Here is a 23,438-nt window from a genome sequence, read left to right as displayed (position 1 = left end):
GACAGATATTTCGACGAGAGGCGTTTATGGGCTGGCTCAGGCTGGTTTTTGCAGCGCGGCAGCAAGTGGAACCTGGCCCGCCCCCGCCTCTGTCCCTACAGCACAATTCAGTCGCCCACGTCCCAACGCATCGTCTGCACCCTGATATGGGGGTGGCTGGCCAAGGGCTCCCATTCGTCCATAAAGACAAAACCCTGATTCAGATAGAAGCCGCAAGCTCTGTCATTGTCCGGGGATACGTCCAGATACACACTGTCATGACCACTCTGCCGCGCCCGGGCTTTCACTGCGCTCACCAGTCGGGCAGCTGCACCGGCGCCGCGCCATTGAGGCGCAACCCACATGCCGATCAGGTTATAGCGGGCCGCCTGGCTGATCATCGCGCCTATCATGCCGACCGGCCTGGCGCCCTCGAAGGCCAGCCAGAACTGCGTACCAATCTGCGACGAGGCGCGCTCCTGCCATTGTTCATCGGTGTCGCTGGCCGCCGTCTGATAGCTCACGCCAAATGCCGTCGGCGCATCCTGCAGTGCGGCAAGACGTACACTTTTCAAGAGCATCCAGTCCCTGGTTTGCGTTAAGCGAATCTGCATCTTGCTCCTTTGCGACCCTATATCAGGTTCTTTTCAAAACGCACATCGCCTTCGGGCAAGTGCGCCACCAACTGCCAGCCAAGGCTTCGATAGAAGCCGCTGGCACGGCTGTTTTCTGCGGTTTCCAGCCATATCGTGCGATGCTGTTCAAACAGGAACGCCTCGGCCCTGGCCATCAGGCTACGGCCCAGCCCTTGCCCCTCGTACTCAGGCCGTACAAAAGCGGCAAATACGCAACCATCGTCTGCATCAGCCATGGCAAAACCTGCCGGCACACCCTGGATTTCAGCCACCTAAATGCATGGCGCAGCCAGGAGTGCCTGGCTGATGGCTTGGGGCGTGATGCCCATTTCAGTGAGCTGTTCAAGGGAGAGATGGTTCTCCCTGACGCTGGTGCGGATGGCAAAAATCGCCGGGATATCCGCCTGGTCGGCAAGTCTTGTGGTTATGTTCATAAATTCAGGGCTCCATCCCTTGCAGCTTGCGCTGCAGGCGCTTGAGATAGCTGTTGACGATAAGTTTGTGTGCTGGCCCCACCGGCAGCATATAGAGGCGGCCAAAGGTGTTATGGGTGACCACAGAGGAGGTGATTGTCAGTACGCGATCAGCCAGCGAAACACAGGTCATGACATCCAGATGCCGGTCACGCTCGGTCAGCACCAGTACCTCGGGGGCGCTGTACTCCACCAGGAAGAAATCCAGATAATCGCCTGCCTGGACGGCCTCACGCCGGGTACCGGAGAAACCACCGATGCGCTTGACGCCAAATAACGCAGAAATTGCGTCCCGGGTTCGAAACGCCAGGCGCATCAGCGGCCCCTGCTCGGCCGTCATCAGGTTCCAGGCTTGCAGAGCCGTGATCTGCACAGGCAGCAGGACTGATCTGCTGTCGTGGTAATCCAGCTCGGGCAGCGGGCGCAGGGTATGAATGGATGCACGGGTCACTAACGGTTATCTCCCTGATAAAAGTTAAAGAATGCCACTGAAGCCTTAGCGCCCCGGCTGCCATTGCGGGTATACCGCAAGGTCTTCATGTTCAAGCCATGGGGCATCCTGCTCAGCCCAGATATGGTATTGCGGGCGATCGCCCGGGTCCTCGTCCAGGGTCGCAACACGAACAATCACAGCCGCGGCGCCATCACGTTCAGCCACAAGGTGGCAACCGCACAGCGAGCAAAAGCGCCGCAGCTTGCCGGGGGAGGACTCGAAGTTGCTGAGCTTTTCCTGCCCCCTCGTCCAATGGAAGTGCTCACGCAATACACCGGCCGTGGTGACAAATGCAGCAGCATGGGTTTTGCGGCATGACTGGCAATGACAATGGCTGACAGGCAGGTCGATACGGTCAATTTCATAGCCAACGGCACCGCAGGCGCAACTTCCCTTCATCACCGGCTCCTTGGTTCAGTACGGTATTTATCGTCGCCTTGCGGCTTGCTGGCAATGATATCGAAGCGGTGCCAGGCCATGTCCCCCTGCAAACTGGCACCCGGCTGTTCGAATTCGCGTAACAGATGCAGCTCAAGATTACCGCACAGCAAGCGCGCCTGCGCTTCGGTGTGAAAGGTCATATGGGCAAGTGCCGCCCAGCCGTGCCGCTCGCCAAACAGATGGCCGACAAATACACCACCCGGTTCAAGCGCCGCAGTAAGAAGCCGCCAAAGGGTCTCAAAATATTCTGGCCGACAGAACGGCAAGGCGAGACCAGCATGGATCAATCTGGATGCCGGTAACTGCGTCAGCTGTTCAAAATCGCAGGCCAGGGTCGCCAGCCGGCCACCGCTGACACCCTGTGACAATGCAGATGTTCGCGCAATGGCGCCGGCTTCGCGGTCAATGGCCAGTACGTCCCAGCCTGCGGCCAGCAATTGCCGGGTTTCCATTCCGGCCCCACACCCCAGGTCCACGGCCTGACGTGAACCCTCATTCGCGCTGATCAGGCTCAAGGCCCTGCTCAGCAAGGGCGATTGCCCGCGCTGTTCACTTGCCTGGTAATAGGCTTCCCAGTCACTCAACTCAAGTTCCTTCTTGATCATCACGTCTGTCACAGGCCATCTCAAAAACAGATGACTCCATCTGAAATCAGCACTACGAGTGTGCACCAAAGGCTGCCTAAGATAAGCCAAAACTCCCCATATATGCCGCCTGCCACAGGTGGCGCAGAAAAAACGGAGATTGCCTGATGAGCCTTCCTGCTGCCTGTGAACATCCGCCCCTGGCCGAATCCTTGCGCGAGGAGCTGGGCCAATTGCTCGGCACCCGCTTCTCCACCTCGGCCAGCGTGCGCGAGCACCACGGCAGCGATATTTCCGCGCTGGACCCCATGCCCCCGGATGCCGTGGCCTACGCCAACAGCCTTGAGGATATCGTCAATATCAGCAGCGCCTGTTATCGCCACGATACACCGATGATCGCCTATGGCAGCGGCACCTCGCTGGAAGGCTGGCTGCAGGCCTCCCACGGTGGCGTCAGCATGGATGTGTCGGGGATGAACCAGGTGCTTGCCATTCGCGTTGACGATATGGACGCCACCGTACAACCGGGGGTAACCCGCAAACAGTTGAATGCGGCGTTGCATGGCACCGGGCTGTTTTTCCCCATCGACCCCGGTGCCGATGCGTCCCTGGGCGGCATGGCGGCGACCCGTGCTTCCGGGACCAACGCCGTGCGCTACGGCACCATGCGCGAAAACGTACTGGCCATGACGGCGGTGCTGGCCGATGGCCGGGTGATCAACACCGGCGGGCGGGCGCGCAAGTCTTCCGCCGGCTATGACCTGACCCATTTACTGGTCGGCTCGGGCGGGACGCTGGCGACCATCGCCGAACTGACCGTCAAGCTGCACCCGATTCCTGAAGCCATTTCGGCGGCCGTGTGCCGCTTTCCCAGCGTGGACCTGGCCGTGCGCGCGGTGATCCAGATCATCCAGCTCGGTGTGCCGGTCGCCCGCATTGAACTGCTCGATGCCCTGACCATGCGCGCCCTCAACGCCTACAGCAGCACGCAGTTGCGCGAGGCGCCCTCCCTGCTCTTTGAGCTGCATGGTTCTGAAGCCGGCGTAAAAGAGCAGATCGAGACCGTGCGCATGGTCGCCGATGAACATCAGGGCATGGACTTCGAGTGGGCCGTGCATCCAGAGGATCGCAGCCGCCTGTGGCAGGCCCGGCATGACGGCTACTTCGCCGCCCTCGCCCTGCGCCCCGGTTGCCGCGCCCTGACCACCGATGCCGTGGTGCCGATTTCGCGGTTGGCCGAGTGCATTGAAGCCACGGCGGCGGATCTGGCGCAAAACGGCTTTCTCGCACCGATTTTCGGCCATGTCGGCGATGGTAACTTCCATGCCGTGATCCTGGTCGACCCGCACAACCCCGACGAGATCGAACGCGCCGAAGGCGTGGCCCATCGCCTGGCCGAGCGGGCCATTGCCCTGCAGGGCAGTTGCACCGGCGAACACGGCATCGGCTTGACCAAACAGCACTTTATGGCCGTTGAACACGGGCAAAACGCCGTGGACGTCATGCAGTCGATCAAGGCGGCGCTCGACCCGAAACAGCTGATGAACCCCGGCAAGATTTTCCCTCGCGCACGCTCCGCAGGCTGACCCGCGCTACCATCATCGGCCCGTATAGCCGAGTCCTGCAGGAAGCACCGCAATGGAAATCCGCCAGATCAAATACTTTGTCGCCGTGATCGATTGCGGCAGCCTGTCCAGCGCCGCCCGCCAGGTGCATGTGGCGCAATCAGCATTGAGCAAGCAGATGTCGGCGCTGGAGGACGACCTGGGGGTGCAGCTGTTCCATCGCAGCCACAACGGCGTAGTCGCCAGCGAGGCCGGCAAGGTGTTTTACGAATACGCCCAGGGCATGCTCAAGCATCTGGGTGATGCCCGGGCTGCGGTCAGCAGCAGCCCCGACTCTCTCAGCGGTTCGATTACCGTGGCGCTGCCGCAAAGCGTCGCCACCCTCCTGGCCATGCCGCTGATGCGTGCCGTGGCCGCCCGTTACCCGCAGGTGGCCTTCCATCTCAACGAGGAACTGACCGGCAATGTCATGGACCAGTTGCTGCACGGGCGCATTGATCTGGCCCTGTTCAGCGCCATCGACCTACCCCCGCAAGTGTTGTTCAGCGCATTGATCGAAGAGGATTTTTACCTGATCCACCGCGCCGATGCCGCCGATGCCCCCGCGGCCGGCGAGGTGTGCCTGGAGCAGGCGCTGGCCCGGCCGCTGGTGTTCCCCAGCCAGGCCCACGGCCACTGCACGCGCACGCTGGTTGAACACGCGGTCAAACAGCACGGCCTGGCCGTTGGCGAAATCGTCATGGAGGTCAACTCCGTGCATATCCTTAAAAGTGCGGTCGAGGCCGGTATCGGGCACACCATCATGCCGCTGAACCTGGCCGTGCGCGAAATTGAAGACGGCCGTCTGGTTGCCCACCGCATTGCCGCTGACGGCCTGTCCCGCACCCTGGGCATTTGCAGCTGTGCCTCGATGCCTGCCAGCCACCTGAAAACCCTGATCAGCGAATTGATCCGCGAAGTCGTGCGCGCCATGTGCGCGGGCGGTGACTGGCCGGGAGGCCGTGCGCTGTGATCTGCAAACCGCCCCTAAAACAACAACAATGAGGCTCAACATGAACACCCAAGCGCCGCTCCCCGCCGACATGCCGGACCACGCCCTGCACTCGGCCTACCGCAAGACCGCATGGCGGGTCATTCCGCTGCTGATGGTCTGTTACCTGGTGGCCTATCTGGACCGGGTCAATGTGGGCTTTGCCAAGTTGCAGATGCTCGATGACCTGAAGTTCAGCGAAGCGGTTTACGGGCTGGGGGCCGGGGTGTTTTTTGTCGGCTACCTGATGTTCGAGATCCCCAGCAATATCGCCTTGCACAAGTACGGCGCCAGGCGCTGGATCGCGCGGATCATGATGAGCTGGGGCCTGCTGTCGGCGGCCATGATGTTTGTCGAAACACCCATGAGTTTCTACCTGCTGCGCTTTTTGATCGGCATTGCCGAGGCGGGCTTCTTCCCGGGGATCATTTTCTATCTCACCACCTGGTTTCCGAGCCATCGCCGGGGTGTGATGATTTCCCTGTTTATCGCCGCCCTGCCGATCTCCAGCATGCTGGGTTCACTGATTTCCGGCTTGATCATGCAGACCCTCGATGGCGTGGCGGGTTACGCTGGCTGGCAATGGCTGTTCGTGATCGAAGGCTTGCCGGCCGTGGCCCTGGGCGCCGCTGTGTTCTTCCTGCTGCACGACCGGATTGCCGACGCCCGCTGGCTCAGCCCCGACGAAAAACGCGGCATGCAGGCCGCGCTGGATCGCGAAGCCAGGGCCAAGGCCCATCATTCGGTGCGCGACGGCCTGCTCAACCCGAAAATCTGGCTGTTGGGCGCGGTGTATTTTTGCCTGGTGCTGGGCCAGTACGTGATCAGTTTCTGGATGCCGACCATTATCCGCAACAGCGGTGTCGCAGAACCCTGGGCCATCGGCGTGCTGAGCGCGATTCCCTACTCGGTGGCTACCGTGTGCATGGTGCTGGTGGGGCGCAGCAGCGACCGGGTTCGCGAGTATCGCTGGCACCTGGCGATCTGCGCCTTTATCGGCGCTGGCGGGGTGATTTTCGGCACCCTGTTCGGCGCCAGCCTGTGGTTGTCGATGATCGGCCTGACCATCGGCACTGCGGCGATGATCAGCAGCTTGCCGGTGTTCTGGGGCATGCCCACCGCCGTGGTCGGCGGCGCCGCAGCAGCGGCCGGAATCGCGCTGATCAACTCCCTGGGCAATGTCGCCGGCTTTTTCAGCACCATTGTGGTCGGCTGGCTGACCCAACTGACCGGCAACACCCAGGCGGCCATGTACTTTATGGCCGGCGCGCTGGTGCTCGGCGGGCTGCTGGGCCTGAGCGTGTCACGTACACGCAGCACGCCGGTTGTGGAGATGAAAACGGTAAGCTGATCGTTGTCTTCACCATGCCAGCCCGGCCCCCTCCGGCATCTGATGTGACGGAAAATGCGGCAGTACGTCTTCAGCCAGTTCCTGGATGACGTCTGCCGCAGGCCGGGCCGAAAACTGCAGCCCCAGGGCCGCATGGTTGACACCTGCCGCTTGCCATTCACCCAGCAGGTCAATCAAGCCATTGCGTCCGGTGCGCAACACATAACCGCCCTGTAAAGGCGTGCGGGGATAATCGGGATCATCAACCAGGTCGAGCCATTCATTGGTCATATGCGGCCTGAACCCGCCGTCCGGGATCAACTGGCGCCAGGCCCGGATCTTCTCGGCCAGGCGCTGCGGCCCCTGGCGGTCGTGGGTCGATTCGGGAAAGGTCAGCCAGCCGTCGGCGTGTTCGCCGATCCATGCCAGTGATTGCCGGGACGAACCGGTGACCATCAGCGGGATGGCCCCCGCCACGGGCCGGGGCAGAAATTCGGCACCCGCCATGTGCCCCAGTGCAGAATCGATAACAGGCGCACGGGCCTGCATCAGTTGACGGAAATACGTCACGCTCTGGGCAAACCGCTCACCCCGCCGGGCGTGTTCAAGACCATAGGCGGGAAACTCAATGGCCCGATCTCCCGAGGCAATACCCATGACCAGCCGTCCATTCGACAACTGATCGATGGTGGCACTGGCCTTGGCCAGGTCAATGGGATGGCGTAACGAAAAGATCGCACTGCCGGTGGCCAGCGCAATGCGCTGGGTGTGCGCTGCCAGAAAAGCCAGGTAGGTAAAGGGGTCGAATACTTGCCCCGCATCACCGAACGCCGGATCGAACAGCGGCACGTCGCGCACCCAGACTGCGGCAAAACCATAGCGGTCGATGTCGCGAACCAACTCGGCCTGCCCGGCCAGCACCGCCATGTCACCTTTGTAAAAGCGCAATGGCAAAAAAATCCCTAGGGTCAGCTGATTGGCCGCGAACATGCGCCGATAACCGCGGTGGCTGGCGAATGCGGGCGACGACTGGCCTGTGGCCTGATCGGTAGTGTTCATGTTGACCCCCTGATTCAAGCGCCTGTGGCGCGCGTTGGCAGAGCAATGCCGCGCTGCACGGCGGGCCTGGCGGCAATGCGTTGGTACCAGGTGCTCAGGTGCTTATAGGCGCTGAAATCGAAGTCGATGACCTGGGCGATATGGCTCCAGCCAAACTGGGCAATATCGGCAATCGAATACTCGTCACCGGCCAGATAGGGATGCTCGGCCAAGCGGTTGTCCAGGGTGGCAAAGGCTTCATCCATCAAGGATCGGTAGCGTGCAATGGCCTGGGGATTTTTGTCTGCGGCAAACAGCTCGAAGTGAACGCGCTGGCCCATCACAGGCCCCACGCTGGCAGCATGAAACATCAGCCACTGGATGGCTTCCCAGCGTTTAGCCGGTTCGACGGGCAAGAGCCGGCCAGTGATATCGGCCAGATACAGCAGGATGGCTGCCGATTCAAACAGCGTGATGCCGTTGCTGGCGTCGACCAGCACCGGGATGCGCCCGTGGGGGTTGAGGCGCAAAAACGCCGGGCTGCGGTTCTCGCCCTGGTCAATTTTTATGTGCCGCAGGTGGTAGGTTAAACCGAGTTCCTCCAGGGCAATGGTGATCTTGAAACCATTGGGCGAGCTGTCGGTATACAACGTGATCATGGGGTTCATGCAGGGCGTCCGGCTAGATATAGTTTTACTGAACCTGCTCAGCTTCTCTAAACTCGGAACATCATCGCTTGCGCTGTGCGTCAGCGGAAACGATCCTTTCTGCACACCGGATTCAGGAAAACTAAAGCCCATGGCGACTTCACTGCCCCTTCTCGCCTTGCGAGCGTTTGTCGAAGTAGGCCAGCAAGGCAGCATCAAGGCGGCCGCACAAGCCCTGAATGTCACCTCAGGTGCAGTCAGCCAGCAGATCCGCCTGCTGGAAGACCGGGTCGGCAAGCCGCTGTTTACCCGCGAACGCAGCGGCCTGCGGCTCACAGAGGCCGGCGCCGCTGTGCACCCGGCCCTGTTCGAGGCCTTCGGGCAAATCGAACAGGCCATGCAGACGCTGCAACAAAGCACTGCGCGCCAGACCCTGACGATCAGCACGGTGGCCACTTTTGCCGCCTCATGGCTGGTGCCGCGCCTGGGGCGATTCAACCGCCTGCATCCGGAAATCGAGGTGCGTGTCGAGGCCACTTCCGCGCTGGTGGACATGCACCGCGGGCGTGTCGATATTGCCTTGCGCCACGGGCTTGGGGTGTATCCCGGCCTGCAGGTGACCCGCCTGATGGCGCCCGTGCTGGTGCCCGTTGCCAGCCCGGCTTTGCTGGCCGACTACCCGCCGCTCACGCAGCCGCAGGACTGTCTCGACCTCCCCCTGCTGCACGACGCTGATCGTGCCGACTGGCTTTTGTGGCTCAGCGCCCATGACGTAGGCAAAGACCCGCGCGCAGAACGCGGCACGGCTTTCGAGGACGATTTTTTATTGATCCGCGCAGCCGAAGCCGGCCAGGGGCTGGCCTTGGTGCCCCAGGAATACGCAACCGAAGAAATCGCTGCAGGCCGACTGGTGCAAGTCATGGACAAGCCGTGGCCGGCACGCTTTGCCTACTACGCCGTCACGCGCGCGGAGGCAATGCAACGGGATGAGGTCAGGGCATTTATGCACTGGATCATGCAAGAAGCCGGGGGTAAGTGACAATCACCAAGCCCTCGTCTGCGCCCGGGGCACGGAAGTAGCTGGTGATCAGGTCAAACTCGGCATCCGACGCGGCGAAGTCATGTTCGGCAAGCCGGTTGCGCACATGCAGCCGCGCACGACACTCCTCATCGTCTACATCGAGATAGTGCAGGCAGTGCGGCATTCGTGCCGTTTCTGCCAGGCCCAGCAGCCACTCGCGGCTGGCGATGGTATTGGCCGGAAAATCCAGCACCACACTCACACCGGACTCCAGCATGTCGACCACCAGAGGCCCCAGCACACTGCGAACCCTCAGGCTGTAGCCTGTGTAATCGGTTACCGAATTGATCGCCCCGGGATAAAGGGAGGCGAGCCATTTATCCTCGCTCAGCAAAATCGCGCGGTGTTGCACAGCAAGGGTTTTGGCCAGAGTTGATTTGCCTGATGCAATTTTGCCGCACATCAGATGCAGTGTCGCAGTGACCATGGGAAAGCTTCCTTGAGTGCGGACATAGATAATGCCCAGCGCTGGCAGAGGACGCAATTGCCAATAAAACAGGCCATAGGTGAACGAAAAACAGCCCGATCTGCACCTGAACAACAGGGGTACAGACCGAACCGTACAACACCGTCCGCGCGCGCCGTCAGTTTTTGTTGAGCAGGCCGCCAAGCAGGCCACCAAGACCACCGGAAGCGCTTGCCCCACCCGAGCCAGCGGTGCCGGTCTGGGTACCGGTAGTACCGCCCAGGCTGCCAAGCAAGCCAGTGCTGCCACCCAGTAAACCGCCTGAGCCGCCGGTGTTTGTCTGCGTACCGGTTGCGCCGGTGGCAGCGCCCAGCCCGCCCAGCAAACCGCCCAGCCCGCCGGTAGTGGTGCCGGTGCCGGCGGTTGTCGCCGGGTTCAGGTAACCGCCGGATTTATCCAGTGCCCCACCCACACCGCCCAGTACACCACCCACCACATTGGTGAGCGGGTTTTTGCCGGTATCGACCACCTTGTCACCCAACCCGCCGACCACGCCGCCAACCTTCGTCAACAGCCCGTCCACTGGCTGCCCCAGGCCGGTGGTGGTGCCCACCTTGCCTGTGACGTTTTCCACCAGCGAGATCACGGGGACGACGACCTTGTCATTCAAACCGCCGGTAGCCTTGCCCAACTGCCCGCTGGTCACATTTGTGGTCAGCGTGTTGCCGAGCATGGTCACGGTGGTGCCGACCTTGTTCACCAGCCCGCCTGCGGTGTCGGTGACCTTGCCCACGACACCGCCCACCAGCGGCACCTGGCTGATCGGTGTGTTGTCGACCAGACCGCTGACACCGGTACCGAGTGATGAAACCCCTTTGCCAATATCACTGACCCCGTTGGTAACACCGGCAACGGTGATCCCCAGCGAGTTTTTGTCCGTACCCAGCGAACCCAGGCCGTTGGTGACGCCATCGGTAATGGACGTCACCGCATTGCCGGTATTGACCACCAGCCCGCCCGCCGCGCCGACCACCGGAACGCTGGTCAGGGTGGTGCCCACGCCGCTGACCAGGGTACCAACACCGCCCAAGCCAGTGCCGACCTCACCGGCTACCTGCCCCGTGACCAGAGGCGGGGTAACTGAAGGGTTGGTCGGTGTGGTTGGATCGGTAGGGTCAGTCGGTGTAGTGGGATCCGTGGGTGTGGTCGGGTCGGTCGGGGTCGTTGGCGTGCTTGCGCTGTCACTGCTGTGATGGCCGCCACCGCCACTGTGGCAGCCCGCCAGGCTGGCGCTCATGACCAACAACAGGGCCGTGCTTGTTTTCAACCAGAGTGAGGTGTTCATAATTAGCTCCCTTGAATCTGTCATGCCTGAGTTCGAAAGCTCCCTGAACTCGCATCAGAGGGAGTTTCCATCCTTGAAACATGACAACGCCACTCGCGCGAACCCACAACTCACTCCTTGGTATTAACACTCTCTATAGGGCGACCGTGACTGCACTTAAGGACTAATACTGCAGTGATAAAAACCGCCGCTGACCCACCCGCCCCGGGCTTTTTCAAGCCATTGCGCCACCCCCTCCCTACTTAAGTGTTAAGCACAATTAATCCGACCGAACCCGGCCTCAACACTCCTTGATCCGCGCCCACAGCCGGGCGACCTGCTCGGCGCTGCCGGCCTTGATCCGGGCCAGATCCAGGGGGTAGTCCACCCCCGGGTTCTCGACAAACCGGGTTGCCGTGAACTGGCCATTGCTGGCCCGCAAAATATAGCCGCTGTCCTGGCACTGATCCGAGGCCAGAAAGATCACCCCCGGGGTCACCCACTGGGGCTTGAGATTGTCCGGTTCGCCGTTGACACCCCACATCCGGGTCTTGGCCACCGGCGAAATCGCGTTCACCAGAATGCCATCGACCGCGCCTTCCATGCTCAGGGCATTCATGATGCCCAGTTGTGCCATCTTGCCGGCGGCGTAGGCCGTCAGACCCGGCTGGGCATAGGGCTGGTACATGGCCCGGTCCGAAGACGTCAGCACCACCCGCGCCGCCGATGATTGGCGCAGGTACGGCCAGGCATGCTTGCACAGCCAGATCGGGCTATACACATTGACCCCCAGCGCCCGCTCGATAAACTCGGGTTGTGCCTCTTCAATGGCCTGGTAACCGACCCAGCCGGCGTTGTGGATCACAATATCCAGTTGCCCGAACGCTTCGACGGCTGTTTCGACCAACTGCCGGCACCCCGCCTCGCTGACCAGCTCACCGTGATGGCCGATCACGCTGTAGCCCCGGGCGGCAAGCGCCTGCGCGGCATCAAGGGCAACGCTGGCATCCGCCGCCGCACCCTGGCTGTCTGCACCAATATCACTGATCAGCACATGGGCGCCCAGCCGTGCCAGCTCGCTGGCATAACTCAAGCCCAGGCCCCGGCCAGCGCCCGTGACAATTGCGGTTTTGCCGGTAAAGTCCATAGGGCTGTCCTCTTGATTGAGACGTCACCGTAGCAATCAACAGACGCGTTGTTTAATACCGATCGACAGACCGATTGATACCCGGCGCATATCAGCGCCGCCCCCTGACAGGAGCGCCAGTGCGACGGTTCGGCTGGCGCGCGATAGTATTGACGCCGTTCAACCGAAGCAGCGCGGCGCCTGCATCGTGAGCAAGCCCGCTCCCACCGCGTAGATACCACGGTTCAAAGGAAGGAACACTGCACATGATCGAAACCCGACTGCTCCGCCAGTTTATCGCGGTGGCCGAGGAGCTGCATTTTCACAAGGCAGCCGAGCGCCTGCATATGGCCCAGCCCCCCTGAGCCAGGCGATCAGCCGTCTGGAAGACAAGCTGGGCTTGCGCCTGTTCACCCGCAGCAGGCGCGAGGTGGTGCTGACACCCGCAGGCCAGGCCTTTGTGCAGACGGCCTATCGCACACTCAAGGAGCTGGAACAGGGGGTCGCATACGCACGCCAGGTGGCGCAAGGGGTTGCCGGCGTACTCACGGTCACGGCGGTGTCTATTGCGTACTACGAACCGTTGCTCAACACGCTCAGGCAGTTTCGCCAGGCCTTCCCCTTGGTCCAGCTGGTGATCAAGGAGATGCCCTCCTCCTGCCAGGCCAAGGCGCTGCTGGCCGCCGAAGCCGATATCGCCTTTATGCGCAAACTGCCCTTCAGCGCAGCCGCCCTCGAATCGCGCCTGTTGCTCGACGAAGCCATTGTCATGGCCCTGCCCCTGGATCATCCCAAGGCCCAGTCAGGGCCTGTCGAGCTGCGCGATTTCGCCGACGAAGACTTTGTCTTCACCCCACAAGCCCTGGGCAGCGGCTATCACGGCCAACTGGTCGGCCTGTGCGAAGCCGCCGGGTTCTCCCCCCGGGTGGTCCAGGAGGCTGCACAGCTGCATACCCTGATCGGCCTGGTCAGTTGTGGTTTTGGCGTGGCCCTGGTGCCACAGTCGATTGCCGCCTCGACACTGCGCGACAAGGTTGCGTTCCGCCCGATCCGGCCGCTGACAGGGCCTGCCAACCCGACCATAGGCCTGTACATGAACTGGCATGCCAACAACCCGTCACCGCTGATCCAGCGCTTTATTGCCATGTTCGACAGCAACCTGGAGCCCTGACCAGGCTCAGCGCCCCACTGCCAGCAACACCCCAAACCCCACCAGCAACCCGCCGAATACACGGTCTACCCAGTGCCGCACGGCCAGCAGCAGCTGGCGTACCGTCCCCGTTGAAAAACACAGTGCAACCAGCGCGAACCAGGCCATATGTGCCACAGAAATAAAGCCGCCATAACCGATCTGCACGGCCAGCGGCGTTTCGGGTCGTACCACCTGGATAAACAGGCTGACAATAAACAGGGTGGTCTTGGGGTTCAGGACATTGGCGAAAAAACCTGTGCGCAGCGCCGCCAGATCCGACAGCGGTGCCAGCATGCCAGCCGCTGCCACCCCTCCTGCCCTGGCCCGCAACATCTTCACTCCGAGGTAGATCAGGTAGCAGGCACCCGCCAGCCTGAGGGTATTAAACAGCCACGGTGACTGCTCAATCAGCAGGCCTACACCCACCAGGGTATAGGCCACATGCACCAGCACGCCAAGGCCGATACCCAGGGCCGTGAACACCCCGGCGCGGCGCGACTGCAGCAAGCTGTTGCGCGTGACCATTGCAAAGTCCGGTCCCGGGCTGATGATGGCCAGCAAGGTTATTGTGATTACAGCTATCAGTTCTGTCATGGCGTATCCTGTCGACAATTCACATACACGCCATGTTATGGCCAACAGTCCCTGAGCAATAACGATGCTTTCTGACAACCATTGTGAGCCAGACTCACCATTAAACCAGACACGCCTGCCTTCGCTGCTGGCCCTGCGCTGCTTCGAAGCAGCCGCCCGCCTGGAAAACTTCAGCCACGCTGGCGTCGAGTTGCACCTCACCCCCGGGGCCGTCAGCCGTGCCGTGCGCCTGCTCGAAAATGAGCTGGGCGTGGCGCTGTTCGAACGCCGCAGCCGCCGCGTGTTTCTCACCGATGCCGGGCGCGTGTTGGCCAGGGCCACAGGCGACGGGTTCGGCCTGATATCCCGGGCCATCAATGAGCTGCGCGCCAACGCCGCCCGAAAGCGCAGCTGGGTGCTGTCGTGTGAGCCGACATTACTGATGCGCTGGCTGATCCCGCGCTGGCCGGACTTTCAGGCCCGGCACCCGCAGATCGACGTGCAGCTGGTCGCGGGCGGCGGACCATTCACGTTCAATGGCACCATCGACCTGGCCATCCGCCGGGACGATTTTCCCTGGCCTGACAGCTACCACGCCGAGCCCTTGTTTGCGGAAAAGATCGGCCTGGTGTGTCGCCCGGACAAAGTGGCGCAGTGGTTCGCCGGGCAGCCTGCCGGCGCCGTGCTGCGCCCCGACGCGCCACCCCTGCACTCGCGTACACGGCCCCAGGCCTGGCAGGAATGGGCCGGCGCGACGGGCATGGCGTTGCCCGAGGCGGCGGGGCAGTATTTCGAGCACTTTTATTTCAGCCTGCAGGCGGCCGTCGCCGGGCTAGGCGTGGCCATCGGCCCCTGGCATCTGGTGCGTGACGATCTGCACAGCGGCGTGCTGAGCGCACCCCTGGGTTTTGTCGAGGACGGTTCAGGTTACTGCCTGCTGTCACCCGTCGCGTTGCCCGCCGCCAGCCCTCAGGCACACTTGCTGGCATGGCTGCGCAGCATGAGTTGAAGGTCAGGCCAGCAGTTCGCTGATCCACCTGGCCTGCTGGGCAATTTCCTCCATCCGGGCCTCGGGCACGGCCTGGCGCGCTTGGGCCAGATTGCTCAACACTTTGCGCTTCTCAACCAGCATGCGTTGCCACTTGCCCAGAAACAACGGGCTGCGCGCCTGCATCTGCAAGGGGCCAAAGTAGAGTTGCTCAGCGCTGTAACTGACCGGCCCGATACGTTCGGCGACGATGATTTCGTAGTAGAAGCGGTTTTCCTGCAGCAACTCTTCGCAGAGGATGTGGTAGTGGTTTTCCATCAACCATTGGCGCAAGGGCTGCTCGCCGCCATTGGGTTGCAGGACCAGGCGCTCCCGTCCGCTGAGGTGGGCACTGCCGCTTGCAAGAATGTCACGGATGGTCTCGCCGCCCATGCCGCAGATGCTGATCACGTTAATCTCGTCCTGCGCAGCAATCGCCGCCAGACCATTGGCATGGCGCACGCTGATGTGTTGCTCAAGGCCATTTTCGCGCACGGTACGCCGGGCCGCGTGAAACGGGGTCAAGGCCACCTCGCCCGCCACTGCGGCGGCAATGGCACCACGGCGCAGCAACGCCACCGGCAAATAAGCATGATCCGAGCCGATATCGGCCAGCCGCGCACCGGCCGGCATATGTGCCGCCACGCGTTCCAGGCGCATGGACAATGTGTGTTCGTTCAACTGCTGTTCCTTTTCACCACGGATGCCCGCCAGTGTGGGGGCGGAACATGATGCGCGGTGAGCAGGCCCGGGTAAAGCACCGGCACACGCCGACCCTGTGGGAGCGGGCTTGCTCGCGATTCGGGCGATGCGGTCAGCCAGGCACACCGCGGCGCGGCGATCGCGGGCAAGCCCGGCTCCCACAAGCATTGCGCCGACCTCGTGGGAGCGGGCTTGCTCGCGATTCGGGCGATATGGTCAGTCAGGCACACCGCGGCGTAGCCATCGCGGGCAAGCCCGGCTCCCACAAGCATTGCGCCGACCTTGTGGGAGCGGGCTTGCTCGCGATTCGGGCGATATGGTCAGTCAGGCACACCGCGGCGTAGCCATCGCGGGCAAGCCCGGCTCCTACCTTTATCGAGCACGCCTTACGGGAGATCAGGATTGCCATTACATATGGATATCCGTATATTCGTATTTCCATATATATATACAGCGAGTCACCATGCTCAGTCCCGCCGCCCTTTTCAAATGCCTGTCCGATGAAACCCGTGCCAGGGCCACCTTGCTGATCGCCCGCGAGGGTGAGCTCTGTGTATGTGAACTGGTCTGCGCCCTTGACGACAGCCAGCCAAAAGTTTCGCGCCATCTGGCCCAGCTTCGTGGCTGCGGGCTGCTGCTCGACCGCCGCCAGGGGCAGTGGGTGTACTACCGGCTTAACCCGCAACTGCCGGACTGGGTACGCACTGTCATCGACACAACCCTGAGCGCCAATACCGACTGGCTGGCCCATGACAGCGCACGACTTGCTGCCATGGGCGACCGCCCGCTCAGTACGCCGGCCTGCTGCTGACCCTGTAACCAGCCGAGATTTATCATGCTCAGCGCTTTCGCTATTTTTTTAGTCACTCTGGTTCTGGTCATCTGGCAACCCAAAGGCCTGGGCGTAGGCTGGAGCGCATCTCTGGGTGCGGGTCTGGCATTGCTGGCAGGTGTGGTCTCGCTCAGCGATGTTGCCCTGGTGTGGGCCATTGTCTGGAATGCCACTGCCACCTTCATCGCCGTGATCATCATCAGCCTGCTGCTCGACGAGGCCGGTTTCTTCCAGTGGGCAGCCTTGCATGTTGCACGCTGGGCCAAGGGTGACGGCCGGCGCCTGTTTGTATTTAGCGTGCTGTTGGGGGCCGGGGTATCAGCACTGTTTGCCAATGACGGCGCTGCGCTGATCCTCACCCCGATTGTTATCTCGATACTGCTCGCCCTGCGATTCAGCGCCGCATCGACCCTGGCATTCGTCATGGCTGCGGGGTTTATTGCCGATACGGCCAGCCTGCCGCTGGTGGTTTCCAACCTCGTCAATATCGTATCGGCAGACTACTTCCATCTGGGCTTTAGCGAATATGCCGCCGTCATGGTGCCGGTCAATCTGGTTGCCATCGCCAGCACCCTGCTGGTGCTGTACGTTTTTTTCCGTCGGGACATTCCGCGCCACTACTCGCTGGAGCAACTGCCCGAGCCACGCAGCGCCATACGCGATCCACTGACCTTCAAGGTGGGCTGGGCAGTGTTGGTCTTGCTGCTTGCGGGGCTGTTTGCGCTGGAGCCGCTGGGTATCCCCGTGAGTGCGATTGCCGCCGTGTGCGCCGCCCTGCTGTTCGCTGTGGCTGCCCGCGGCCATGTCATTTCAACACGGCGGGTGTTGCGCGAAGCACCCTGGCAGGTGGTGACATTCTCGCTGGGCATGTACCTGGTGGTGTACGGGTTGAAAAATGCCGGGCTGACCCATCACTTAACACTGGCCCTCAACCAGCTGGGCGAATCCGGCCTCTGGGCCGCCACCCTGGGCACCGGCGTGCTCGCCGCACTGTTGTCTTCGGTGATGAACAACATGCCCGGGGTCTTGCTCGGCGCCCTGTCGATCCAGGCCAGTGAGGCCAGCGGGGTGATCCGCGAAGCCATGATCTACGCCAATGTCATCGGCTCCGACCTGGGCCCGAAAATCACCCCCATCGGCAGCCTCGCCACGTTGCTGTGGTTGCATGTGCTGGCACGCAAGGGAATTCGTATCACCTGGGGTTACTACTTCAAGGTAGGGCTGATCCTGACCCTGCCGATTCTGCTGGTCACCCTGTCTGCCCTGGCTTTGCGCCTGAGCCTTTAACTACCCCCGCAAAGAGCAAATACCATGCGCGTTCTGTTTATGTGTACCGCCAATAGCTGTCGCAGCATCCTGTCCGAAGCCATGTTCAACCACCTGGCGCCGCAAGGGTTCCAGGCCATCAGTGCTGGCAGCTTTCCCAGGGGCCAGGTGTTGCCCCGCAGCCTGATGACCCTGCAAGAAGCCGGCATCGGCATTGACGGCCTGAGCAGCAAGGGCAATGACGCCTTTGAAGACAACCCGCCGGATATTGTCATTACCGTCTGCGACAAGGCCGCCGCCGAGGCGTGCCCGGTGTATTTCGGCCCGGCCATCAAAGCCCACTGGGGGCTGGCAGACCCCTCAGAGGTCAAGGGTGACGAGGCCAGCGTAACCGCCGCGTTCCACGCCACCCTGGCACATATCGAAACGCGCTGCCGGGCCTTTCTTGCCCTGCCCTTTGCCCGGCTTGAGCCCGCGGCACTCAAACGCGAACTCGACCGCATCAGTACCCTGTAACCGGAGCCACCATGAACGACACACTGCCCAATCTCGACAGCACATTGATTCCTGCCAAAACCGCTCAACCCGACAACCCGCACAAGCCACGCATCCTGTTGTTGTATGGCTCGACCCGCGAACGCTCGTTCAGCCGCCTGCTGGTCGAGGAAGCGGCCAGATTGCTCGAACACTTCGGCGCCCAGACACGGATCTTCAACCCCTCTGGCCTGCCGCTGCCCGATGATGCGCCGAATGATCACCCCAAAGTCCAGGAGCTGCTGGAACTGATGCAATGGTCTGAAGGCCAGGTATGGTGTTCACCGGAGCGTCACGGTGCCATGTCGGCGGTGTTCAAGGCGCAAATCGACTGGGTGCCACTGGCCCTGGGTGCCGTGCGCCCGACGCAGGGCAAAACTCTTGCCGTGATGCAGGTGTGCGGCGGCTCCCAGTCCTTTAACGTGGTCAATCAATTGCGTGTGCTGGGGCGCTGGATGCGCATGTTCACCATCCCCAACCAGTCTTCGGTACCCAAGGCCTATCTGGAGTTTGACTCGCAAAACCGCATGAAACCGTCTGCGCTGTATGACCGCGTGGTCGATGTCATGGAAGAACTGGTGAAGTTCACCCTGTTGCTGCGCGATCGTCCGGATCTGGTAGACCGCTATTCCGAGCGCAAGGAGTCGGCCCAGGAGCTGAGCCAGCGAGTCAATCAGCCGTCAATTTGAACAGTGCTGTTGTTGAATAGGTTCGACTTCAGCAACCACAGCCCTTTACAGATGCCTGAACAGCGCAGCCGCGATCACCCCGGCGGCAATCGCCGGCAGCGGTTTCTTGAGCAGCAGCATCACTGCCGCCGTGGTCAGCAACGCCAGTCGTGCGCCGTTATCGCCGTTGAGGGCCAGGGGCGCGAGCAAGGCAACCAGCACCGAGCCCGACATGGCACTGATAAATTGCTGCACCCGGTAGTTGATGGGCACAAAGGACATCACGAAAACCCCGCCCAAACGGGTGATCAGCGTGACCACAGCCATGATCAAAACAATGATGAAGGTGCCGTAACCGGCGGTATCGATGCTCATTTTTTCTTCTCCATCCACACCGCGCCCAACACACCGCCCGCCAATGCGCCGACCACCACATGGCTGTTTTCAGGCAAAAAGCGGTACGCCAGCAGCGACGAAGCAGCTGCCACGCACCAGATAATCAGCATGCGCAGGTTTTTTTGCCCGCCAATCACCATCGCCAGCAAAAAGCAGCCCATGACCATGTCCAGCCCCAGGCTGACCGGGTCCTGGATTTCACTGCCAAAATACACCCCCAGCCAACTGCCCAGCACCCAGGCTGCCCACAGAGCAATGCCACCGCCCAGGATCAGGCCGATACCCGACTTGCCACTGTTGAACGCCTGCATCGACATCGCCCAGTTGGCGTCCGAGATCACCATCATCACGCCATAGCGCTTGGCCGCAGGCAGCTCGCGCAGCCAGGGATACAAGGTCGCGCCCATCAACAGATGGCGGGCATTGATGGCAAACACCGTGACGATCAGGGGCACGACCGGCACCTGTGCGCCCCACAAATCAAGGGCGCCAAACTGCGAAGCGCCGGCAAATACCAACGCGCTCATCAACAAACTGGCGCTGTTGTCCAGACCGGTCTGCGCGGCAGCCAGGCCGAAGGCCACACCGAAGATCACGACAAACATGGAAATGGGCAACAGTTGCTTGAAACCATCCCCTACCTCGGCCCAGTTCAGCTCGACCACGCTGTTATCACTGTTCGACAACCCATCACCCCTTCTGCGCTACGCCATACTGTTTTTGTGCCAGCATTATGCGGGGGTGAATCCAATCCACACCAGTGTGCAAATGTCCGAGATGTCGCAATAACAAGGTTTGCGGGGCGTTTTCAGCGATACCCGGCAGATGGTGCCGGGGTGCGGGCAAACCCCTCGACCACGATATACAGCAGCGGGCCGATGGAAACGAACACCGCCGTCAGCAGCAGGTATGGCAGCACACTGGCCAGCGAGCGGCCTTTGCCGCGTGCATCGCGGTACATCCACACGCATGCCAGCGCCGCCAGCAGGTACAGGTCGATCACCACCTGGGCGGTGTCCGGGCTGGCCATCAACTCCAGTGCGAAAGCCACCAGGGACTGTTGGGCCGTCAACATCGTGAAGGCCGTATAAGCAGAGAAACCGAGCAAGGCGGCAAGGGCGAGATAGGGCTTTTTCATTGGATTTACCGAATTGACGAAGTGGATAAGGGCCCAGTTAGTGATACTTTTGCCCCACCGGCAATGACCTCACGGGTCATGGACCCGGCCGTTTACCCCTGTCAGAGTTTATGGATGAACAACCCGACCTTTCCCCGCATCAACGCCCCGACAACTGCTGGCCCGCAACTGCGCTTGCTGCGCCGTCAGGCCCGCATGAGCCAGCTGGAGCTGGCCTTGATAACGGGAATTTCCCAACGCCATCTGAGCTGTATCGAGACCGGGCGCGCCAAACCCGGGCCCGGCACCTTGCATAACCTGCTGATGGCCCTTGAGGTTCCGCTGGAGCAATGCAACAGCCTGTTTCTGGCCTCGGGTTATGCGCCACGTTACGAAACCACTCCGCTGTCTTCACCGGCAATGGACGCCGTGCGTGAAGCCATCAGCCATGTGTTGCACGCCAACAATCCGGCTCCGGCGATCGTGCTGGGCAGTCATTGGGAGGTGCTGGCAGCCAACGCCAGTACTGCAGCCCTGTTCAATCTGGTCGGGTTGCCCGCAGAGGCGGCCCAAGGTTTGAACCTGCTGACCACCCTGGTGCAACCCGGTGGCCTGGGCGATCACCTGATAAACCACGAAGAAATAAGAAACCTGGCCTGGCAACGGGCGAGCCGCGAGGCCCTGGCCAACCCCGAACTGGCAAGCCTTATGCAAACCCTCAAAGCCCCGGACACCCCCGCAGCCCCACCACGGGAAATGCCGCCACTGGTCTTGACCCGTATTGCCTGCCCTCATGGCGAGCTGAACTTCATGTCCACCTTCACCACCTTCGGCATGCCGCTGGACATCACCGTCACGTCACTGCGCATCGAGCACCTGATACCGGCCGATGCCGGCACCTGGCAGGTCATGACCCGCGCCTACGAACAGTCACTGTTGCTCCCGCAAGAGGCTTGACGGTTGCAGGGCAAGGTACTGGCGCAGCCAGCCCGTGGCGTCAGCCCATCAGCCCGACCACCCGGTGCCGCGACACATTGGCCTGGCACTGCACCAGTTGTGCCACCTGCAGGTAGTCACGGCCCTGCCCCGTGTCATGCGCAAAGGCCCGCGTGGCGAAATCATGGGCCCAGCGTTTTTCATCCCGGCTTTCGTGGCGGCCGATCTGCTCCCGGGCGTGCCCCTGGCGCTGGTTGAGCTGCTCGATCACCCCGTTGACCCTGACCAGCCCTTTGTCCACCGTGTCCAGCAACTGGCGCAGTTCGGCGCGGCTGGTGCCTTGGGGAGCAACCAGCGGCGCGCCCAGCAGGTTCTCTTCCCGGCTTTGCACCGGGCTGAAACTGGCCCGGGGGAAGAGTTTGTCTTCACCCTGGATCGACATCTGGTCCTTGAGCTTGCCCCACTGCGACTCCGCGGCCGAAAAGCGCAACTGCGACTGCGCGGTGACTTCGGCATGCAGGCCGGCCTGGGCCAGGCTGGTGTTGAAGCGACGCAGGATCTGGCTGTCGCTCAGGTCATCGTCCAGCACCACGGCAATCGGCCCCGGCATGTGGCGCCCGGCACTGAACAACAGGGTCTCGCTGCCCGAGGCCTGCACACCCTGCAGTGATTCCAGGCCCTTGATGGTAAAACGGCTGCGCAAGGGCTGATCCAGATTCAGGCCCAGCTGCGCATCGACGCTGGCGGCGGACAACCGGCTGCGGTTCTCCAGCAGGTGGTTGAGGCGCTTGACCGAGCGCCCCAGGGTTTCAACGTCCGGGCCAGCCTTGGTGGCGCCGCTGAGGCCACGGCCCAGATCGCGTTTGAAATTGCTCAGTTGCTCGGTCACCTGAGTCAGGTAACGGTGCGCGGCCTGGATAGAGGACGACTGCTGGTTCAATTGCAGGCTCAGCCCCGCCATTTTACCCGGCTGACGCGGCGCAGGGGCAGCCTCGGGCGACCTGGCATTGCCGACGCGCTGCTGGGGGGTGGTATCGCGCAACTGGGCCCGGGTACGCATGCCCAGGTCATAGGAGGCGATGGCCGAACGTTCGTTTACAACTTTCATGTCTGGTGTTCCGGCTCGGTTTACATCAGGTCAAACAGGGAGATAGCCGCCACGCGGGTATAGACCTTCTGGCTGGCCTGCATCGACAGCTCGTAGCCACTGACCTGCAAGAAGGCAGCGCCCACATCCAGCTGCGACAGGTCACCCTGGATCTTCTGGTTGACCAGCGACACATCGGCATTGCCGTTGCCCAGCAGGCTCAGGGTATTCTGCCGCCCGCCCAGCTCGGTCAACTGGCCCAGCACCCGGCCGTGGGTCTGGTCCAGGGACTCCAGCGTGTCCTTGAGCTCCTGGCGGGTGGCCGGGTCATTGGGCGCGCTCTTCAGGCTGTCGATCAGACCGTGCAGATCGTTGAGCAGGTCGGCACCGCTGCCCAGAATGGAGTGGGCAGTCACGTTGTCATCAATCATTACCCCGTTGCCGACCACCGCCTGGCGGTACTGGTCATTGCCAGTGACGGTATAGCTGCCAGTGGTCGCATCGAAGGTGACCGCCGGGGTGTTGCTCAGCGTGCCGGAGAACAGGTAATTGCCCGCCTCGTCCTTGGCATTGAAGTAGCTGACAATGCTCTGCTCCAGGCTCGACATTTCCCCCGCGATGGCTGATAGATCCTCGCCGCTGTTGCTGTCGTTGCTGGCCCACAACAGCAGGTCGCGCACGCTGAGCATGGCGTCGGAGGTGGACTTCAAATAGGTCTCCTGCACCATCAGGTTGTCCGATACGCGGCCAATATTGAGGTTGTATTGCCCCAGGCTGGCCTGCTCGCGTTCGATGCGCATCAACCGCGCGCTGGCAATCGGGTCGTCCGAAGGTTTCTGGATGCGCAGGCCGCTGCCGATTTGCGCCTGCAACTTGCCAATGGCTTCGGCGTTGCGGTTCATGTTGGCGTGCATCAGGGCAGAGGTTTGGGCGTTGCTGATTCGCATGGTCGTAAG

At 61.8% G+C, this 23,438-nt stretch carries 26 protein-coding genes and 2 pseudogenes; 11 read left to right on the top strand and 17 right to left on the bottom strand.

Translation table 11 applies throughout. The features are described from left to right. Positions 1-107: 107 nt before the first annotated feature. The 5 genes and pseudogenes from AB3G35_RS14235 to AB3G35_RS14215 form a co-directional block, all read right to left on the bottom strand. Positions 108-593, bottom strand: a complete 486-nt coding sequence (locus AB3G35_RS14235) for a GNAT family N-acetyltransferase (RefSeq protein WP_369781657.1) — start codon at positions 591-593, stop codon at positions 108-110. A gap of 17 nt (positions 594-610) precedes the next feature. Further along, a pseudogene (locus AB3G35_RS14230) lies at positions 611-1,048 on the bottom strand (N-acetyltransferase family protein). 4 nt (positions 1,049-1,052) lie between these two features. Next, entirely contained in the window at positions 1,053-1,538 is a 486-nt protein-coding gene (locus AB3G35_RS14225; RefSeq protein ID WP_169846060.1) for a DUF2867 domain-containing protein, read from the bottom strand. A 45-nt stretch (positions 1,539-1,583) separates the two neighbouring features. Further along, positions 1,584-1,979, bottom strand: coding sequence for a GFA family protein (locus AB3G35_RS14220; protein ID WP_369781656.1), 396 nt, complete (start codon positions 1,977-1,979; stop codon positions 1,584-1,586). Then, positions 1,979-2,650 (bottom strand): class I SAM-dependent methyltransferase, encoded by a 672-nt coding sequence (locus AB3G35_RS14215; protein WP_369781655.1) that lies wholly within the window; start codon positions 2,648-2,650, stop codon positions 1,979-1,981. Before AB3G35_RS14215 ends, AB3G35_RS14220 begins: the two co-directional genes overlap by 1 nt. A gap of 122 nt (positions 2,651-2,772) precedes the next feature. Between AB3G35_RS14215 and AB3G35_RS14210 the strand changes: the two genes are divergently transcribed. Genes AB3G35_RS14210 through AB3G35_RS14200 form a run of 3 tightly spaced genes read left to right on the top strand, consistent with a single transcriptional unit; the run spans position 2,773 to position 6,551 of the window. Further along, the gene (locus tag AB3G35_RS14210; protein ID WP_369781654.1) at positions 2,773-4,191 is read left to right on the top strand and encodes an FAD-binding oxidoreductase; all 1,419 of its coding nucleotides are present in this window, start codon (positions 2,773-2,775) and stop codon (positions 4,189-4,191) included. A gap of 52 nt (positions 4,192-4,243) precedes the next feature. Next, complete coding sequence (locus AB3G35_RS14205; protein ID WP_016780791.1) at positions 4,244-5,182, top strand: LysR family transcriptional regulator; 939 nt, start codon at positions 4,244-4,246, stop codon at positions 5,180-5,182. A 40-nt stretch (positions 5,183-5,222) separates the two neighbouring features. Beyond that, positions 5,223-6,551, top strand: coding sequence for an MFS transporter (locus AB3G35_RS14200; protein WP_016780790.1), 1,329 nt, complete (start codon positions 5,223-5,225; stop codon positions 6,549-6,551). 9 nt (positions 6,552-6,560) lie between these two features. Here the strand turns inward: AB3G35_RS14200 and AB3G35_RS14195 are convergent, their stop codons facing one another. Together AB3G35_RS14195 and AB3G35_RS14190 are read right to left on the bottom strand one after the other, a co-directional pair. Continuing rightward, on the bottom strand, positions 6,561-7,589 hold the full coding sequence (locus tag AB3G35_RS14195) for an LLM class oxidoreductase (RefSeq protein ID WP_369781653.1): 1,029 nt from the start codon (positions 7,587-7,589) through the stop codon (positions 6,561-6,563). A 14-nt stretch (positions 7,590-7,603) separates the two neighbouring features. Then, positions 7,604-8,227: a glutathione S-transferase family protein gene (locus tag AB3G35_RS14190; protein ID WP_095040999.1), complete on the bottom strand. Its 624-nt coding sequence runs from the start codon at positions 8,225-8,227 to the stop codon at positions 7,604-7,606. Between the two features lie 139 nt (positions 8,228-8,366). Between AB3G35_RS14190 and AB3G35_RS14185 the strand changes: the two genes are divergently transcribed. Then, positions 8,367-9,254 carry a LysR substrate-binding domain-containing protein gene (locus AB3G35_RS14185; protein WP_369781652.1) on the top strand — a complete coding sequence of 296 codons (888 nt, stop codon included), beginning with the start codon at positions 8,367-8,369 and terminating at the stop codon, positions 9,252-9,254. On the opposite strand, the gene AB3G35_RS14180 is transcribed toward AB3G35_RS14185, so the two are convergent. The 3 genes from AB3G35_RS14180 to AB3G35_RS14170 all read right to left on the bottom strand — a co-directional run bounded on the left by AB3G35_RS14180 (position 9,229) and on the right by AB3G35_RS14170 (position 12,173). After that, complete coding sequence (locus AB3G35_RS14180) at positions 9,229-9,723, bottom strand: ATP-binding protein (protein ID WP_134048360.1); 495 nt, start codon at positions 9,721-9,723, stop codon at positions 9,229-9,231. The genes AB3G35_RS14185 and AB3G35_RS14180 overlap by 26 nt on opposite strands. A gap of 157 nt (positions 9,724-9,880) precedes the next feature. Further along, on the bottom strand, positions 9,881-11,047 hold the full coding sequence (locus AB3G35_RS14175) for a collagen-like triple helix repeat-containing protein (protein ID WP_324707955.1): 1,167 nt from the start codon (positions 11,045-11,047) through the stop codon (positions 9,881-9,883). A 280-nt stretch (positions 11,048-11,327) separates the two neighbouring features. Next, on the bottom strand, positions 11,328-12,173 hold the full coding sequence (locus tag AB3G35_RS14170) for an SDR family NAD(P)-dependent oxidoreductase (RefSeq protein ID WP_106115957.1): 846 nt from the start codon (positions 12,171-12,173) through the stop codon (positions 11,328-11,330). A gap of 245 nt (positions 12,174-12,418) precedes the next feature. On the opposite strand from AB3G35_RS14170, the pseudogene AB3G35_RS14165 reads away from it, so the two are divergent. Beyond that, positions 12,419-13,323, top strand: a pseudogene (locus AB3G35_RS14165) (LysR substrate-binding domain-containing protein). Positions 13,324-13,329: 6 nt separating this feature from the next. On the opposite strand, the gene AB3G35_RS14160 reads toward AB3G35_RS14165, so the two are convergent. Next, the gene (locus AB3G35_RS14160; RefSeq protein WP_106115958.1) at positions 13,330-13,938 is read right to left on the bottom strand and encodes a LysE family translocator; all 609 of its coding nucleotides are present in this window, start codon (positions 13,936-13,938) and stop codon (positions 13,330-13,332) included. Positions 13,939-14,002: 64 nt separating this feature from the next. Here AB3G35_RS14160 and AB3G35_RS14155 point away from each other — a divergent pair, with 64 nt between their 5' ends. Continuing rightward, positions 14,003-14,926: a LysR family transcriptional regulator gene (locus AB3G35_RS14155; RefSeq protein WP_315244691.1), complete on the top strand. Its 924-nt coding sequence runs from the start codon at positions 14,003-14,005 to the stop codon at positions 14,924-14,926. Positions 14,927-14,929: 3 nt separating this feature from the next. Here AB3G35_RS14155 and AB3G35_RS14150 read toward each other — a convergent pair whose 3' ends face one another. Continuing rightward, on the bottom strand, positions 14,930-15,625 hold the full coding sequence (locus AB3G35_RS14150) for a tRNA (adenine(22)-N(1))-methyltransferase TrmK (RefSeq protein WP_315244915.1): 696 nt from the start codon (positions 15,623-15,625) through the stop codon (positions 14,930-14,932). Between the two features lie 484 nt (positions 15,626-16,109). Here AB3G35_RS14150 and AB3G35_RS14145 point away from each other — a divergent pair, with 484 nt between their 5' ends. Genes AB3G35_RS14145 through arsH form a run of 4 tightly spaced genes read left to right on the top strand, consistent with a single transcriptional unit; the run spans position 16,110 to position 18,967 of the window. Then, a complete protein-coding gene (locus AB3G35_RS14145; RefSeq protein ID WP_016780779.1) occupies positions 16,110-16,457 on the top strand; it encodes a metalloregulator ArsR/SmtB family transcription factor in 348 nt (115 codons plus the stop codon). A gap of 24 nt (positions 16,458-16,481) precedes the next feature. After that, positions 16,482-17,765, top strand: coding sequence for an arsenic transporter (locus AB3G35_RS14140; protein WP_315244688.1), 1,284 nt, complete (start codon positions 16,482-16,484; stop codon positions 17,763-17,765). A 24-nt stretch (positions 17,766-17,789) separates the two neighbouring features. Continuing rightward, on the top strand, positions 17,790-18,260 hold the full coding sequence (locus AB3G35_RS14135; RefSeq protein ID WP_106115962.1) for an arsenate reductase ArsC: 471 nt from the start codon (positions 17,790-17,792) through the stop codon (positions 18,258-18,260). Positions 18,261-18,271: 11 nt separating this feature from the next. Next, complete coding sequence (gene arsH / locus AB3G35_RS14130) at positions 18,272-18,967, top strand: arsenical resistance protein ArsH (protein ID WP_106115963.1); 696 nt, start codon at positions 18,272-18,274, stop codon at positions 18,965-18,967. Between the two features lie 45 nt (positions 18,968-19,012). Here arsH and AB3G35_RS14125 read toward each other — a convergent pair whose 3' ends face one another. From AB3G35_RS14125 to AB3G35_RS14115, 3 genes are all read right to left on the bottom strand, one after another. Further along, positions 19,013-19,321 (bottom strand): AzlD family protein, encoded by a 309-nt coding sequence (locus tag AB3G35_RS14125; RefSeq protein ID WP_016780775.1) that lies wholly within the window; start codon positions 19,319-19,321, stop codon positions 19,013-19,015. Further along, positions 19,318-20,028 (bottom strand): AzlC family ABC transporter permease, encoded by a 711-nt coding sequence (locus AB3G35_RS14120; protein ID WP_369781651.1) that lies wholly within the window; start codon positions 20,026-20,028, stop codon positions 19,318-19,320. The genes AB3G35_RS14125 and AB3G35_RS14120 overlap by 4 nt, the downstream gene beginning before the upstream one ends. A gap of 122 nt (positions 20,029-20,150) precedes the next feature. Then, entirely contained in the window at positions 20,151-20,480 is a 330-nt protein-coding gene (locus tag AB3G35_RS14115; protein ID WP_016780773.1) for a DUF2834 domain-containing protein, read from the bottom strand. A gap of 114 nt (positions 20,481-20,594) precedes the next feature. Here AB3G35_RS14115 and AB3G35_RS14110 point away from each other — a divergent pair, with 114 nt between their 5' ends. Beyond that, complete coding sequence (locus AB3G35_RS14110) at positions 20,595-21,416, top strand: helix-turn-helix domain-containing protein (RefSeq protein WP_134048342.1); 822 nt, start codon at positions 20,595-20,597, stop codon at positions 21,414-21,416. A 40-nt stretch (positions 21,417-21,456) separates the two neighbouring features. On the opposite strand, the gene AB3G35_RS14105 is transcribed toward AB3G35_RS14110, so the two are convergent. Both AB3G35_RS14105 and flgL read right to left on the bottom strand, forming a co-directional pair. After that, positions 21,457-22,503, bottom strand: a complete 1,047-nt coding sequence (locus AB3G35_RS14105; RefSeq protein WP_369781650.1) for a hypothetical protein — start codon at positions 22,501-22,503, stop codon at positions 21,457-21,459. Between the two features lie 20 nt (positions 22,504-22,523). Then, positions 22,524-23,429, bottom strand: a complete 906-nt coding sequence (gene flgL, locus AB3G35_RS14100) for a flagellar hook-associated protein FlgL (protein ID WP_106115967.1) — start codon at positions 23,427-23,429, stop codon at positions 22,524-22,526. Positions 23,430-23,438 lie beyond the last annotated feature (9 nt).

The organism is Pseudomonas sp. WC2401 (assembly GCF_041200115.1).
Lineage (GTDB): Bacteria > Pseudomonadota > Gammaproteobacteria > Pseudomonadales > Pseudomonadaceae > Aquipseudomonas > Aquipseudomonas fragi.
The sequence above is the reverse complement of the archived record's forward strand: the minus strand, read 5'-3'. Positions and strand labels throughout refer to the sequence as shown.

Excerpts from the sequence above, each read along its gene's own strand:
- AB3G35_RS14170 (WP_106115957.1), bottom strand. The coding sequence starts at position 12,173 with ATGGACTTTACCGGCAAAACCGCAATTGTCACGGGCGCTGGCCGGGGC.
- AB3G35_RS14205 (WP_016780791.1), top strand. The coding sequence starts at position 4,244 with ATGGAAATCCGCCAGATCAAATACTTTGTCGCCGTGATCGATTGCGGC.
- AB3G35_RS14220 (WP_369781656.1), bottom strand. The coding sequence starts at position 1,979 with ATGAAGGGAAGTTGCGCCTGCGGTGCCGTTGGCTATGAAATTGACCGT.
- AB3G35_RS14140 (WP_315244688.1), top strand. The coding sequence starts at position 16,482 with ATGCTCAGCGCTTTCGCTATTTTTTTAGTCACTCTGGTTCTGGTCATC.
- AB3G35_RS14210 (WP_369781654.1), top strand. The coding sequence starts at position 2,773 with ATGAGCCTTCCTGCTGCCTGTGAACATCCGCCCCTGGCCGAATCCTTG.
- AB3G35_RS14180 (WP_134048360.1), bottom strand. The coding sequence starts at position 9,723 with ATGGTCACTGCGACACTGCATCTGATGTGCGGCAAAATTGCATCAGGC.
- AB3G35_RS14105 (WP_369781650.1), bottom strand. The coding sequence starts at position 22,503 with ATGAAAGTTGTAAACGAACGTTCGGCCATCGCCTCCTATGACCTGGGC.
- AB3G35_RS14160 (WP_106115958.1), bottom strand. The coding sequence starts at position 13,938 with ATGACAGAACTGATAGCTGTAATCACAATAACCTTGCTGGCCATCATC.
- AB3G35_RS14155 (WP_315244691.1), top strand. The coding sequence starts at position 14,003 with ATGCTTTCTGACAACCATTGTGAGCCAGACTCACCATTAAACCAGACA.
- AB3G35_RS14110 (WP_134048342.1), top strand. The coding sequence starts at position 20,595 with ATGAACAACCCGACCTTTCCCCGCATCAACGCCCCGACAACTGCTGGC.
- arsH (WP_106115963.1), top strand. The coding sequence starts at position 18,272 with ATGAACGACACACTGCCCAATCTCGACAGCACATTGATTCCTGCCAAA.
- AB3G35_RS14195 (WP_369781653.1), bottom strand. The coding sequence starts at position 7,589 with ATGAACACTACCGATCAGGCCACAGGCCAGTCGTCGCCCGCATTCGCC.
- AB3G35_RS14115 (WP_016780773.1), bottom strand. The coding sequence starts at position 20,480 with ATGAAAAAGCCCTATCTCGCCCTTGCCGCCTTGCTCGGTTTCTCTGCT.
- AB3G35_RS14135 (WP_106115962.1), top strand. The coding sequence starts at position 17,790 with ATGCGCGTTCTGTTTATGTGTACCGCCAATAGCTGTCGCAGCATCCTG.
- AB3G35_RS14175 (WP_324707955.1), bottom strand. The coding sequence starts at position 11,047 with ATGAACACCTCACTCTGGTTGAAAACAAGCACGGCCCTGTTGTTGGTC.
- AB3G35_RS14190 (WP_095040999.1), bottom strand. The coding sequence starts at position 8,227 with ATGATCACGTTGTATACCGACAGCTCGCCCAATGGTTTCAAGATCACC.
- AB3G35_RS14125 (WP_016780775.1), bottom strand. The coding sequence starts at position 19,321 with ATGAGCATCGATACCGCCGGTTACGGCACCTTCATCATTGTTTTGATC.
- AB3G35_RS14185 (WP_369781652.1), top strand. The coding sequence starts at position 8,367 with ATGGCGACTTCACTGCCCCTTCTCGCCTTGCGAGCGTTTGTCGAAGTA.
- flgL (WP_106115967.1), bottom strand. The coding sequence starts at position 23,429 with ATGCGAATCAGCAACGCCCAAACCTCTGCCCTGATGCACGCCAACATG.
- AB3G35_RS14235 (WP_369781657.1), bottom strand. The coding sequence starts at position 593 with ATGCAGATTCGCTTAACGCAAACCAGGGACTGGATGCTCTTGAAAAGT.
- AB3G35_RS14200 (WP_016780790.1), top strand. The coding sequence starts at position 5,223 with ATGAACACCCAAGCGCCGCTCCCCGCCGACATGCCGGACCACGCCCTG.
- AB3G35_RS14145 (WP_016780779.1), top strand. The coding sequence starts at position 16,110 with ATGCTCAGTCCCGCCGCCCTTTTCAAATGCCTGTCCGATGAAACCCGT.